The organism is Dyella mobilis (assembly GCF_016904945.1).
In the GTDB taxonomy this organism is placed as follows: domain Bacteria; phylum Pseudomonadota; class Gammaproteobacteria; order Xanthomonadales; family Rhodanobacteraceae; genus Dyella_B; species Dyella_B mobilis.
Genome location: NZ_JADIKF010000030.1, coordinates 54,558 through 67,918 on the forward strand (window position 1 = coordinate 54,558; position 13,361 = coordinate 67,918).

The following is a 13,361-nucleotide window of genomic DNA, read 5'->3' on the forward strand; positions in this document are numbered from 1 at the left end:
CGCGTGGGACTTTAGGAAATAGCAGGACGCAAAAGGCATGGCACACCACTTGCTTCCTCAACTTCCAACGTTTCCCGCCGATGTCAGGGAACCCACGTATGGAATTGCTTTGTCTATGAGCCTGATTCGCAGCCAACACCTGGCCGCCTTGACGCAAGCCGCCCTCGCCGGAAACGACGCGGAGCTGACGCGGCTGAGCCGCAAATACCCCGTGGCGGCAGGCATTCTTGGGCCGTTGTTCGCACGCCTGGCGCCGCGCGCGCCGGCGGCAGTGGCCTTGCAGTCGCTGGAGCAGCAAAGCCTGGTGCTGACCCATGCCCAGGTGCTGCATCGCGACCTGACCGGGCTTGAGCAGTCGATCGGCGAAAGCCGCGACGGCGTCGGCCAGTTGACGGAGCACGGCGCCGGGATGTCGACGATCCTGCAACAGGCGCAGGGCGGTATCGACCAGGCCTCCAGCACCGGCACGCAAAGCACCGCCAGCGTGGCCGAGCTGAACGGCCAGCTGCGCCTGCTGCGCAGCGCGCTGTCGGCGATGAACCAGAATCAAAGCCTGCTGACCGAACAGGTCGCGCAGATCCGCGCGCTGACCACCACCGTGCAGGACATTGCCCACCAGACCAACCTGGTAGCGCTGAATGCCGCGATCGAAGCGGCACGCGCGGGTGACGCCGGCCGCGGCTTTGCCGTGGTGGCCGACGAAGTGAAGCAACTGGCGGAAAAAACCACCCAGGCCACGGCAGAAATCGAAACCGTGACCAGCTCGATCGGCGAGTTCTCGTTGCAGATGAACGGCAACGTGCAGCTCGGCCTGCAACGGCTGGAGCGCGCGCAGAGCGGCGTGGGCGAAACCGAACGCTCGCTGCAGCAAGGCAGCGAAGTATTGCAAGGCGCCAGCGACCGCCTGCGGGCGTTGCGCGAAACCCAGGATGCCGCGCAAGTGCGTGCCACCAGCATGAAAGCCACGCTGGGCGCCTTGCAGCGCCGCGCCCACGAAGCACGCCGCCACGGCGAGGCGCTCAACCGCGCTGCCGCGCTGGCGCATCGCCTGTGCCTGGGCTGGCTGGAAAGCGAGAGCGGCAACGACATCGCCAGCCTCAGCCTGACCGTGCGCGAATCGGTGGTCGGCCTGCGCCAGAGCATCGATCTGGCCTTGCAGGAACCCACCTCGCTGGATCGCCGCTGGTTCGATACCGACGTCTTGCAGCGCAGCCTGGACCGCCTCACCGCGCGCCGCAGCCAGCATCCGTCGAGCGAATCGTTGCGCGAATCCGCCGCCCGCCTGCAGGAACACGGCAATGCCTTCCTCGAACTGCTGATCAACGGCCAGTTCGACCAGGCCGCGCAGATGTCCGGCAAGCTGGACAGCGAACGCGAAACCATCAACAACCAGCTGGCGAGCATGCTCGCCGACAGTTATTCATGACATTGCGCAGAGCCCGCTTCCACGCCTCAAACATCCATCCCCCTGTACGCAGGGGAATGAGCATGCTGTTTGCAGCTGTCGGTGTGCTCGCCTTGTCCAACGCCGCCATGGCCGATACCACCGCCGACCAGTTGCGCAGCGCCGCCGAGCAGGCCGTGCGCACGCAATACAGCATCGCCGGCAGCCGCGTGGTGATCACTCCGACCATGCTCAATCCGCGATTGCGCCTGGCCGCTTGCCCGGGCACGTTGCAGACGCACCTGCCCAACCGGCAAGGCACGCCTTCGCGCGTCGCCGTCGCGGTCAGTTGCAGCAGCGGCCCGCACTGGACCATCCAGGTGCCGGTGCAGATGCAGGTCTTCCGGCAGGTGCTGGTGACCAGCCGGCCGATGGCGCGCGGCGACATCGCCGGCCCGGCCGACGTGCATACCGAAGAACGCGACATCGCCCGCCTGGGCTACGGCTACATAGAAAGCCTGGACCAGCTCACCGGCCACTCGCTGTCCCGGCCGCTGATGGCCGGCGCCGTGCTGGAACCGGGCGACCTGAACGGGCGCGAGGTGGTGAAGGCCGGGGAGGAAGTGTCCCTGGTGGCCGACCTGGGCGGCATCGAGGTACGCACCTCGGCCGTTGCCCTGGACGGCGGCGATACCGGCTCCCATCTGCGCGTGCGCAATGGGGAATCGGGACGGATCATCGACGGCATCGTGACCGGCGCCGGCCAGGTAGAGGCACTGCCTTGATACCCGGCAAACCAGAGATACTTATTGTGATCGGCAGCACTAAAGTTTCCCCGGGGGACGCCGATACCTCTCACAGGGCTCATCGAACAAGAGAATCCCAAGGGCTATGAACACGACCATTTCGTCAAACGGACTGCCGCAGCTCCCGCTTGCGACCAACAGTTCCGAAAACAGCGCCAGCCAGGCATCGACGGGCACGTCGGCCAGCAGCACGGCCGCGCCGCAGGCGAACGACAGCGTGAAGCTGACCGATTCGGCCCGCGCCCTGCACCAGGCCAGCAGCGCCGACAGTCCGGTAGACACCGCCAAGGTGGAGCAGATCAAGAAGGCATTGGCCGCCGGTACCTACCAGGTGGACCCCAACGCCATCGCCAATCGCCTCACCTCCATGGAAAGCCAATTCAGCGGCAAGAAGTAATGCCATGAGTCCGAATCTGCAGGCCGAACTGGGTGCCGCGCTGCGCACCGTCCTGGACGAAATGAGCGCGACCACCGCGCAATTGATCACCGTCCTGGACGAAGAACGCGATGCGCTTGCCGGCGCCGACGCCAAAGCGCTCAACCGCGCGGGCGAGGCCAAGCAGATGCTGATGCGCCGGCTCGAACAGCTCGACGTGGAGCGCCTGCACCTGTGCAGCACCTCCGCCGAAGCGGCGAGCCAGGCCGAGCCGAGCTGGCGCGAATTGCTGAAATCGCTGGCCACCTGCCGCGACAAGAACCTGCGCAACGGCACGCTCGTCGGCCAGCGCCTGACCCAAGTGCGTCGTGCCCTCTCCGTGCTCACCGGCACGGATGCGCAAACCGGAACCTACAGCCAAAGCGGTGCCTTTCAGGGAACACACCGTTCGGTCCCCCTAGCCCAAGCCTGATGATGTCATCCCCTCGTGCGTTGGGCACGATGCCCGCCTCACGGTAGTCGCTTCACCCACGCCCGGTATCGATATCATGACGACGAGTACAGTTTCCGCTCCCGCCCCGGTAACGCACGAAGTACCCAATTCTCTCAGTGACATGCTGCTGCCGGTTGTGCGCAGCCCGATGCTGGATCGCGAAGAAGAACTGTTTGCCTACGAACTGGTGTTCTACCGCCAGGGCGCAGGCACCGATGCCGACACCACCCTGCAAGGCGGCGTGCTTTCCGGCATTACCGATGGCGCCATCACCCGCCTGGTGCGCGGCAACCGCGCTTTCATGCGCATGCCGCGCTCGCTGCTGCTGGAACAGACGGACGTGCTTGCGCACACGCCGCGCCTGGGCGTGATCATCGATCCGTTCCAGGTGCGCGACACCGCGCTGCTGCAGCGGCTGCAACAACTGGTGCTGCGCAATTGCCCGCTGATGCTGGATCTTGGCGGCCTCGACCCCAGCGCCAGCCAGCCCCACGGCGCACTGGAACCGTTGCTGCGCCTGGTGCGCCACGTGCGCCTGGATGCCAAAGCGCTCGATGCCGAAATACTGGCCGCGCGCTGCAAGCAGTTGTTTGATCGCGGCCTGAGCGTGATCGCCGGCAACGTCGACGACCACGAGACTTACGCACGCTGCAAAGACCTGCCATTCCAGGCCATCCAGGGCCGCTACCTGCTGGTGCCGCAACAGATTGAAGTACCGGTGCTTACGCCCAGTCGCCTGAGTCTGCTGCGCCTGATGAGCGCATTGCAGGAGGGCAACGCCGGGCCGGTGGAACTGGGCGAGATCATCCGCGACGATGCCGTGCTCAGCTACAAGCTGCTCGGCTGCGTGAACTCCGCTTATTTCGCCCTGCCGCGCCAGCTGAAATCGATCCAGCAGGCGGCGATCTTCTTCGGTATGGCGCGCATGCGCAACTGGATCAACACCATGGCTCTGAGCAGCATGGACGACCGTCCGCCGGAGCTGCTGCGCACCGCGCTGATCCGCGCGCACATGTGCGAGAAACTCGCACACGGCATGCCGACCGAACAACAGGACATGGCCTTCATGGCCGGCCTGCTGTCCTTGCTCGACACGCTGCTGTGCGCACCGATGGAATTCGTGCTCAGCCATCTGCCGCTGGCGCCGGACATCCGCGACGCACTGGTGGAAGACCGCGGCCCGTTCGCACCGCTGCTCGGCCAGATCTACGCGTGGGAAGCGGGCAACCTGCACTCCGCGCAGATGCAGCCGCAGAACATCCGCAAGATGGCCGGCGCGTATTACGCCGCTACCCAGTGGGCCGACCAGGTGTATTCGTTCGCGGAGCAGCGGCCGCACTGAGCGGCCACCCCTCGCACAGAGGCAACCCGCGATGGGTAGGTTGGGTTAGGAAGCGTAACCCAACAAATTCCGGGACATGCACGCCGTTTGTCGGCGCGCTCGTAAAAGCGTTGGGTTACCCCCGGATCAAGTCCGGGGTAACCCAACCTGCATCCGGCATCGGGCTTTCAGTGCCATTGCGACGGCGTCTGCAATCGATGCCCGTCGCAGTTCAACGCCGTCACGACCTCATCCACGCGCAGGCCGAAATCCTCCAATAGCTGCCCGAGGTTGGAACGCCGAACCTCCAGCAACACGTCTTCCTCTTCCTCGGTCGACGCATAAATCACTTTCGCCATCAGAAATAACTGATCGCGCAACTGCTCCAGCTTCCGATACTGCTCTTCGTGCAAGACATATCCGCGCAGCGTCATGGCCGCAGGCTTGAACGCTTTCATACCTTCACTCCACACCGTTAGACACGCCGCGCATTGCGCGCGGCGTGAGGGATAACAGAGAAAAATCTGCAAGCCGTGTAAGCGTATGCCTACGCTTAGTCGGCCGATATCCGCTAAGACCCGGCTTCGTGCGTGATGCGCGAACGTGAAGTGAGCGAAAGCTGGCACAGCGGGGGCACGCATGCGTGCGGGTGCCGTATGATCCGGGGACCCATGATCAACTCCTTGCTTAAGTTGGTTGTGGTAGCGAGCCGTGTGGGGCCTTAACCCATGCGGCTCGCGCTCTTTCACTTCATACGCCGGGTGTGTGAAACCCCTCGCTGCGAGAGCACACCCGGCTTATCTAGAATGCTACGCAGGCCGTTGGCTGTATGTCGGCGCATACGCCTGACAGTGGAAGGAAAAGTCCTGCGTAGAGTGCGGCACAAAAAAACCGCGCGGTTATGCAACCGCGCGGCAAAGCCCTCGAAGAGGGAACGTCAATCGATCAGGCGTGGACGGCGGTGTCCACGTGCAGCTGTTGCAGCAAGGTATTCACCGAGCCATGCACATCGGCTACTGCGCCTTCCGAAGCCGGAGCGTGTGCAGCTTGCGGCGCGGTGTGGATATCCGCGGTGTCGTGTGCCGCAGCGCCGAGCAGATCGGCACCGTGATCGGCGAGCAGATCGTTCACGCTCAATGCGCTGGCGCTTTGCGACGCCTCCACCTTCACCACGAACGGCTGGCCTGGCGGTGCGGTCCCGATGCTCGCGGACAAACTGTGTTCGCCGGCCGCCAGATGCGTCTCATACGTCCACACGCCGCTCGGGCCGGACTGCACGGTGTCGACGGGCTTGCCGTTGTCGTAGACCGTTACCAGCATGTTCGGATGCGTCGTGCCGGTGATCACCAGCGCAGTGTCGTGCACCGTACCGCCGTTGCCGACCGGATCGCCGAGCTGGCCGTCGTCCGATTTCTCGGTGACGAAGTAGATATCCACCGGACCGTAGCCCTGGCCGTCGCCGGGCGGCGTGACCGGATCGACGGGATCCACTGGCTGTACGGGATCGACCGGCTGCACAGGATCAACCGGCGCAGCGCCCGTCACATTCACCACGAATGGATCGCTCTGCGCTCCGCCATCCACGGACACCGTGAGCTGGTGCTCGCCCGCGCTCAGTTCCGGCAGCGTCGACTCCCAGTGACCAAAGCTCACATCCACCTTGGCCAACCATTGGCCATTGTCGTAGATGTCCACCGAATGCGCGCCATCGGCAGAGCCATACAGACGCAGCGTGGCATCCGGAGTGCTGTCGCCCTGATTGAGCGTGTGGAAGGCATCCACGTCCCACACGGTATCGATGCTTGCGGTGGCCCCTTCCACGTTCACCACGAACGCATCGCCGGCTTCGCCGCCAGCCGGCACCACGGTGAACTTGTGCTCACCCGCCGCCAGTGCCGGCGTTGCCAACTGCCACTGGCCCCAGCTCACATCTGCGCGGCCGACCCATTGACCGTTGTCGTACACGTCCACCGATTTGGCGTCGCCGTGCACCGAGCCATACAGGGTCAACGTGCTGTCGAAAGTGGAGTCGCCCTGACCTAGATAGCGGAACCCTGCATCATCATAAATATTGTTGATGATGCCCGTGGCGGCCTCCACATTCACCACGAACGCAGCACTGGCCTCTCCACCCACCGGCGCGACAGTGAACTGATGTTCGCCGGCCGAAAGGTCCGAAACGTGGAGATTCCATGCACCACCAACCACTGGTGCCGTACCCAGCGACTTGCCGTTGTCGAAGATTTCCACCAGGTAAACGCCGCCCTGCGCCTTGCCCGCGAAATCCAATGCGGTGCTGACCGTGGCGTCTCCGCTGTCGATGCCGTGGTACGCCAAGGCCTCAAAGGCACTGACCTGGTCAAAGCTCGCGCCGCCGGGTGCGGGCTGCACCGGTTCGACGGGAACAACCGGACCAGCACCTTCCACATTCACTACATACGGCTGTTGCCCGCTAAGGTCGACTTCGGACGCGTTGCCATAGGCGAGCCGGTGCTCACCGGTGACGAGTTGCGCTTCCAGGCTCCATTGGCCGAGCTCGTTGGCAATCGCCGTACCGATAGCGTACGGAGCGCCTTCGTGGAAGTCATAGATCGTAATGAGCTTGCCCGGTTCTGCAGTACCGCTGATGACTTGCGTGGTCTCGCCATCGATCGTCTTCTCGGTGACCGACTCAATCTGAGTGGCAACCGGATCATTAGCCAATGACGGTTCGCCCGGCTGCACGAGATCGTCGGCGTGTACCGGCGCAACCGGCGCGTTGGCTTCCACGTTGACCACGAACGGGCCTTCGTTCACGAGTTCAATGAGACCGTAGTTGCCAAAAGCCAGCTTGTGTTCGCCCGAACCAAGCTGCGCTTCAAGACTCCAGCTGCCGAATGCGTCGGCGGTCACGATGCCGACCTTCTGCGGAACGCCCTGATAGATGTCGAAAATAGTGATGGAGCTGTTCGCCTGGGTGATGCCGCTGATGAGCACTGCGGCGTCGTGCACGCTTGCCCCGCTTTGATCGATCGGGCTGCCATACTCGCCGTCAGCCGCCTTTTCGCTGATCGACAGGATCTGGGTGGTGCCCTCAGCGGCCGGCGTACCCGGATCGATGGGGAATGCCGGGTCGATCGGCAAAATCCGTGTGCCCTGTACACTATCGGTAGTGGTCATTTGCAAACTCCATGTTGATGATTGGATTCATTCGATCCATGCGCAAGCACACGCTGCCGCACCGATCCACATTGCTTTCGGCGCAAAACATGGTGCTGTTACGCGGCAACATTGTCTTTATGAGAATTTCGAAAAAGTTCGCAAATAAGCGCCATGCTCTGGCACCACACCGTCAAGCACGTGCGGTTCAGACGACTTCGTGGGAGTGAATCGAAAGTCGCAAGCTCATCGACGCGATGAAATTTCGCTATCGCAATGCGTACGCAGGCATTGCATTGAAAACCGGCGAAGCGAAGTGGCTTCAGTCGCCGTGAAATCGAGTCTAAATATTGTCCGCACGGCTCATGAAAGGGCCTCGGAAGAAAATGGCGCGAGCCTCAGCGTCGAGCAATACGTGGACAGCGCCCCGGCGCCACTGTCGAATAAGCGGCAGTTACTCAAGATCGAACCGTGCCGGCTTGCCCGGCACTATCGCGGCGTGCTGTGCGGCTCACGTTTCGATGCCATCGCTCAGCCGGCGTAGCCTTCGTTCTGCCGAAATACCCGCCGCAACTCCTGTTGCGCGCGATCAACCAACACATCCGGCAACCGGTCGGCACGCTGTGGCGCCGGTGGCGTGCCACGGTCAATCACGTGGTTTTCCGCGAGCATCTGAATCATCGCCAGGTGATCGGCGGCTAACAAAGCATTGCCCAGTTCTGTCACCGGCAATTTGGAGCGAGCTTCCAGTCGTTCACGCAAGGCCTCGATCACATTGGGCGGCAACTCCCAATGGCGTGCCGCGCGCAATGACAAGTGATTGGCCATGCTCAAGTAGTGCATGAGGAAGGTTCGACTGAATACGCCGAGTGTCGGCGGCGCTTCCTGGTCGAGCACGCGTACCATCGCGCCTACGCCGGCATTGCAGACGACACCGGCGAGATAGGCTTCGAACGGATCGCCATGTCCCTTCGCGAGGTACATGCTGGCGTGTGCGCAGCGTTCGGCGTGATCCCACAGGCGCTGACCGGCGGCGTGGCCGAGCATGCCGGCGCTGGCCTGCAAGATCGGCTTCATCACGTGGTGGGTCACCATCTGGCGCAGCCCATCCTGGCCGAGCAGCACCACGGCGTGTTGCAGGCTGCTGATGGGTTTGGCAGTGCGGTAATGCGCACTTTGCGTCACCCGCATCACCTCGCCCACCAGTACCGGGTCGCGGCCGATCAGCTTGGCGATCTTGGTGCCATCGGCGCTATCGCTCTTGAGCATGCGCAGGAGTTGCGGCAGCACTTCGGGGAGGCGCGGCAGGCTGGTAATGTCGAAACGGTCGCCACCGCACAGCTCATCCAGCCGCTTGAGCATCACCTGCTCGGGCGGGCGCAACTCGACGACTTCGGAGCCGGGCATGCCCAGCACCAGGCGATAGAACCAGTCCTGGACATCGGCACTGCTGAGCGCCTTGACCGCTTCCGCGGGCGGGGCTTCTTCGGGCCACGGCAATACCACGCTGAAGCGAGGCCGCTCCGGCGGCGCCTCGCGCGCAAACAGTCGTTTCCAGAATTGGCCCATACCCCGCCTGCGCAGATGCCACGGAAAATTCCGCTTTACGGGATATATATCGACCGAAACCGGCGCAGCTTGATGCACGCGCAGGAAGGCTCGTATTTTCTTGCCCCGGGGAGATCGTGCCTACGCGGCCATTGATGCCGGCTTTTCTGGATTCGGCACGAGCAAGAACGGCCGCCCCGAAGGGCGGCCGCCTCGCATTCAAAGCAGATATCGACGTTCGCCCGGCCGTTATTTGCGCGGCGCGACAATCGCTCCGATCAGGTCCTTGCCATCGGCACGCACCAGATGCGGATAACGCAGGCCGCCGTGGTAATCCACCTTCACGGTGCTGTACAGGTCCACGTTCTTCACCAGCAGCTCGATCGGCGCTTGCGAGCTCTTCGCGGCGACGATCGCATCTTTCAACGCATCGGTGGAGAAATCACGGCCGTTGACGGCCACGATGGTCAGGCCCGGGACCAGGCCGGCCTGGAAAGCGGGGCCATTCCATTGCACGTCGACGATGCGACCGCTCTGGTTAACCATGACGCCCATCGAATAAGCGAAGTTGGCGCCGTGGCGGATGCCTTCCCAGGCTTTTGCCTCGGCGTTGGGCTTGTCGTCGAATACCAGCTTCCAGCCGCCGCGCTCGATGCCGTGCTCGGGAAGTTCGTTACCGGTGTAATCGAGGCGGTCGCGCAGGAATTTCGCCCAGTCGAACGGCTGCACTTGATTGAGGGTGTTTACCACGTCATCGAAGGTGTAGGTCTTGGTGACGTAGCTGCCGTTATCCATGCCGTAGAAGGCGTGCGCGAAGTCGTCCAGCGAATGCTTGCCGCCGCTGAGTTCGCGGATCTTGGTATCCACGTCCAGCCACAGCAACTGGCCCTCCGGATAGAAATCGGTATCGCGGATCCAGTTGATCCAGCTTTCCGAGCCGTAGTACGTGAGCGGCGCGGCATCGGCGGTGTCTTGCAGCGAACGCCAGGCGCGGCCGGTGCGGTAAGTCATTTCGGCGGCGATATTGGCCATCGAATCGCGATACTGATCCGGCGTCCACAGGCCCGCGCGAGCGGTCAGCACGCCGCACCAGTAATCGGTGAGGCCTTCGTAGACCCATAGCAGGTCGTCTTGCATGGGTACGTTGAAGTTGGGCGTCCACAGATCTGCCGGGCGGCGGAATTTGCCGTTCCACGAATGCACGAACTCGTGCGGCATCAGGCTCGCGGTCACCAGATGCATGTCGTCGTCGGTAAAGAAATTGGCTGGCAGTCGGTCGTCGCTGGACTGGTGATGCTCCAGGCCGAAGTGGCCGGTGTGGTCGGACAGGGTCAACAGGAAGTCGTAGTGATCGTAATGATGCGCACCGAACAGCAGATTGGTCTGCTTGACCACGTTGCGCTGTTGCTCGAGCTGCTTGTCGGTGAGCTTGACGTCCTTGGCGCCATCGCCCACCACGTTCAAATGCACCGGTACTTTTTCGCCGGGCGCCAGGTCGACGCGATTGAAATTCGCGCCGGCGATCAGCGGCGAATCGACGAAATTGTTGAAGCTGACGGGCTTGAAGCGAATGGTGTTGCCGGATTGGTTGTCCACTTCCATCGCACTGCCGAATTTCCAGCCCTGTGGCAAGACCACGGTGGGCTGGATCTGGATCTGGCGCGTGTAATAGCCAGCCGGATAGAAGGCCAGCTGGTTGAATTCCACGTCGACCAGGTCCGGTGTTGCCGATGCGCTGGCGCCGAAGTTGCTGCCTTCGCCATCGCCCGGCGACAGGAACTGGAATTCCAGGTCGAGCTGGCTGGCGCCCTGCGGCACGTCCAGGTGGATCGCAAACATGTCGTGCAAATCGCGTCGCCACGACAACTGTTTGCCGTTGGCGCGAATAATCAGGCCCGAGACGTTTTGCACCGGGCCGGATGGCGCGTGCTCGCCGGGAATCCACTTGGGATAGAACAGCGTCACCGCGCCCGGCTTGACCGGAATGGTTTCGTGCGAGCGGAAGATGCGCTTGCCCGCATCGGTAAGATCCACGTTGAGCGTGAGCATCCCTGCATAAGGTTGATCGACAGGCGCCGGCGCGTCGGCGGTTTCGGTCTGTGCGGCCACCGTGGCCGACAGGGAACAGGCTGCAAAAACGGCGGCAGCGATCAAGCTAAAACGCAGGGAATGGGACTTCACGGACAACTCCAGACGGGTGCTGCCTTCAAGATTTCCCCCACGAAGGCAACAGGGTGGCAACGACCGTCCACTCGAGGACGGCCGTTGCATGTTAGAGCGAAGGCCCTGCCTTCCCACCCCTGCCAGAGGTCATATCGACGCGCATCAAAAAACGCAGGCAAGATCGGATGCTCGCGCTCATCGAGAGCGCCTCTCTCTTGCCCTAGGGCCTGTTAGCACTATTTTCGTAGCCCGCGCCGGGAGCTGTTTGCGCGCCAGCCAAGGAAGAGTGAGGGAGTGTACGTCCGTACACGACCGAGCGATGACACTGGATGGCGGGCAAACAGACCCGGCCCGAAGGGTTGCCGTTGAGTGGCCGCCATGCGGCAGCGCGCGGCACCGGCTTGGCAGCCAGCCAAGTCAGTGCCACGCACTACCACCTGACGGCCACTCAACGACAACGCGGGCTACGAAAATAGTGCTAACAGGCCCTAGCAGGGGAGAAAAACTACGCGCCTACTGCTGCTCACGCTCCAGCTTGCTGTGCCGCATGCCGTAACCGAAGTAAACCAGGCAGCCCAGCGCCATCCAGATGATGAAGCGCTCGAAGGTGATCCAGGGCAGTCCGCCAATGAGGTGCCAACCACCTTCATCCGACAGCGGTACGCCGAAAATCAGCAGCAGCGAGAACAGCACGCCCAGCGGCGCGACAACCGCCAGTGCCGGTGCGCGGAAGCTGCGTTCGACGTGCGGCTTGCGCACGCGCAAGACCAGCACCGCGGTGCAGATGATGATGAAAGCACTGAGCGTACCGATGTTGACCAGCTCCGCCACTTCGCCGATCGGCAACAGGCCCGCCACGATGGCAGTGAATACGCCAAGGATCACCGTGGGTCGCGCCGGCGTGCCGAAACGCGGATGGATGTGCGCGAACCAGGCCGGCAGCAAACCATCGCGCGCCAGCGCAAACCAGATGCGCGCCGCGCCAAGCATGAAAGCGAACAACACGCTGGTCACGCCGATCACGGCCGCCGCGGCAATGGCGATGCTCAGCCACTTCAGCCCGATCGAGGCAAACGCATCGGAGACCGACGCATCGCCGCCCAGATGGCTGTAATGCGTGATGCCGGTAAGCACCAGCGACACTGCGATGTACAACACCATCGCCACCGCCAGCGATAGCAACACCGCACGCGGAAGATCGCGCTGCGGATGCTTGGCTTCTTCCGCTGCGGTGGTGAGCGTGTCGTAGCCGAACACCGCAAAGAACACTACGCTGGCACCGGTCAGCACGCCGGCCCAGCCGAAATGCGCCACACCTTGCGCATCGACCACGCGCGGCGGAATAAACGGCGTCCAGTTGGCCGTGTGCACGTAAAAAGCGCCGACGCCGACCACCAGCAGCACGCCGATCACCTTGATCGTCACCACCAGCGTGTTGAAGCGCGCACCCCATTCGGTGCGAATGGTGAGCAGCGCCGCCACCAGCAACGAGACGGCCGCTGCAATCACGTTGAAGCGATGGCCGTCGCTGGGCCCGGCAATGGCCTGCGCGCCATGCACGCCGAAGATCTGCTGCAGGTAATACTCCATGGTTTGCGCGCTCATGCTTTGCTGCGCCCATTCCGGCAGGTGGACCCCTGCCGAACTCAGCAGCACCTGCACATAACCCGACCAGCCGATCGCTACCACCGCCACTACCAGCGCGTACTCCAGCAGCAGATCCCAGCCGATAATCCAGGCCACGAATTCGCCCAGCACCGCGTAGCCGTAGGTATAGGCACTGCCGGTCACCGGAATCAGGCCCGCGAATTCCGCGTAGCACAGTGCGGCACACGCGCTGCCGAAACCGGCAATGAGAAAGCTCAGCGCCACCGCCGGCCCGGCGTTCATGGCCGCCTGCTGGCCGGCCAGCACGAAAATGCCCACGCCGATGATGCCGCCAATGCCAATGGCGGTCAGCTGCCACAAGCCGAGCACACGCCGGAAGTCGCCGCGCCGGCCCGCTTCCGATTGCAATTGCTCGACGGATTTGTGGCGCAGCATCCTGCTCAGAAAACTCATCGGCGTCTCTCCGCGAATACAAAGCGCGGATGATAGCGAAAGCGCGGCAACCGCACGGCCCGGCCGGCGAC

The 13,361-nt window shown here is 63.0% G+C and carries 10 protein-coding genes; 5 read left to right on the top strand and 5 right to left on the bottom strand.

Annotated features, from left to right (window positions below; genetic code table 11):
- Window positions 1-115: 115 nt before the first annotated feature.
- The 5 genes from ISS99_RS01205 (at window position 116) to ISS99_RS01225 (ending at window position 4,401) form a co-directional block, all read left to right on the top strand.
- Complete coding sequence (locus tag ISS99_RS01205; RefSeq protein WP_204629740.1) at window positions 116-1,426, top strand: methyl-accepting chemotaxis protein; 1,311 nt, start codon at window positions 116-118, stop codon at window positions 1,424-1,426.
- Window positions 1,427-1,488: 62 nt separating this feature from the next.
- Entirely contained in the window at window positions 1,489-2,169 is a 681-nt protein-coding gene (gene flgA, locus ISS99_RS01210) for a flagellar basal body P-ring formation chaperone FlgA (protein WP_239537542.1), read from the top strand.
- 106 nt (window positions 2,170-2,275) lie between these two features.
- The gene (gene flgM, locus ISS99_RS01215) at window positions 2,276-2,587 is read left to right on the top strand and encodes a flagellar biosynthesis anti-sigma factor FlgM (protein ID WP_204629742.1); all 312 of its coding nucleotides are present in this window, start codon (window positions 2,276-2,278) and stop codon (window positions 2,585-2,587) included.
- 4 nt (window positions 2,588-2,591) lie between these two features.
- Complete coding sequence (locus ISS99_RS01220) at window positions 2,592-3,038, top strand: flagella synthesis protein FlgN (RefSeq protein ID WP_204629743.1); 447 nt, start codon at window positions 2,592-2,594, stop codon at window positions 3,036-3,038.
- 76 nt (window positions 3,039-3,114) lie between these two features.
- Complete coding sequence (locus tag ISS99_RS01225; RefSeq protein WP_204629744.1) at window positions 3,115-4,401, top strand: EAL and HDOD domain-containing protein; 1,287 nt, start codon at window positions 3,115-3,117, stop codon at window positions 4,399-4,401.
- Between the two features lie 167 nt (window positions 4,402-4,568).
- Here the strand turns inward: ISS99_RS01225 and ISS99_RS01230 are convergent, their stop codons facing one another.
- The 5 genes from ISS99_RS01230 to ISS99_RS01250 form a co-directional block, all read right to left on the bottom strand.
- Window positions 4,569-4,838 (bottom strand): XAC0095 family protein, encoded by a 270-nt coding sequence (locus ISS99_RS01230; RefSeq protein ID WP_204629745.1) that lies wholly within the window; start codon window positions 4,836-4,838, stop codon window positions 4,569-4,571.
- A 487-nt stretch (window positions 4,839-5,325) separates the two neighbouring features.
- Window positions 5,326-7,539: an Ig-like domain repeat protein gene (locus ISS99_RS01235; protein WP_204629746.1), complete on the bottom strand. Its 2,214-nt coding sequence runs from the start codon at window positions 7,537-7,539 to the stop codon at window positions 5,326-5,328.
- A gap of 510 nt (window positions 7,540-8,049) precedes the next feature.
- Complete coding sequence (locus ISS99_RS01240; protein ID WP_239537543.1) at window positions 8,050-9,087, bottom strand: HDOD domain-containing protein; 1,038 nt, start codon at window positions 9,085-9,087, stop codon at window positions 8,050-8,052.
- A gap of 228 nt (window positions 9,088-9,315) precedes the next feature.
- Window positions 9,316-11,247 carry a M61 family metallopeptidase gene (locus ISS99_RS01245; RefSeq protein WP_306482349.1) on the bottom strand — a complete coding sequence of 644 codons (1,932 nt, stop codon included), beginning with the start codon at window positions 11,245-11,247 and terminating at the stop codon, window positions 9,316-9,318.
- A gap of 495 nt (window positions 11,248-11,742) precedes the next feature.
- Window positions 11,743-13,290, bottom strand: coding sequence for an amino acid permease (locus ISS99_RS01250; protein WP_204629748.1), 1,548 nt, complete (start codon window positions 13,288-13,290; stop codon window positions 11,743-11,745).
- Window positions 13,291-13,361: the final 71 nt, after the last annotated feature.

Excerpts from the sequence above, each read along its gene's own strand:
- ISS99_RS01205 (WP_204629740.1), top strand. The coding sequence starts at position 116 with ATGAGCCTGATTCGCAGCCAACACCTGGCCGCCTTGACGCAAGCCGCC.
- flgA (WP_239537542.1), top strand. The coding sequence starts at position 1,489 with ATGCTGTTTGCAGCTGTCGGTGTGCTCGCCTTGTCCAACGCCGCCATG.
- flgM (WP_204629742.1), top strand. The coding sequence starts at position 2,276 with ATGAACACGACCATTTCGTCAAACGGACTGCCGCAGCTCCCGCTTGCG.
- ISS99_RS01220 (WP_204629743.1), top strand. The coding sequence starts at position 2,592 with ATGAGTCCGAATCTGCAGGCCGAACTGGGTGCCGCGCTGCGCACCGTC.
- ISS99_RS01225 (WP_204629744.1), top strand. The coding sequence starts at position 3,115 with ATGACGACGAGTACAGTTTCCGCTCCCGCCCCGGTAACGCACGAAGTA.
- ISS99_RS01230 (WP_204629745.1), bottom strand. The coding sequence starts at position 4,838 with ATGAAAGCGTTCAAGCCTGCGGCCATGACGCTGCGCGGATATGTCTTG.
- ISS99_RS01235 (WP_204629746.1), bottom strand. The coding sequence starts at position 7,539 with ATGACCACTACCGATAGTGTACAGGGCACACGGATTTTGCCGATCGAC.
- ISS99_RS01240 (WP_239537543.1), bottom strand. The coding sequence starts at position 9,087 with ATGGGCCAATTCTGGAAACGACTGTTTGCGCGCGAGGCGCCGCCGGAG.
- ISS99_RS01250 (WP_204629748.1), bottom strand. The coding sequence starts at position 13,290 with ATGAGTTTTCTGAGCAGGATGCTGCGCCACAAATCCGTCGAGCAATTG.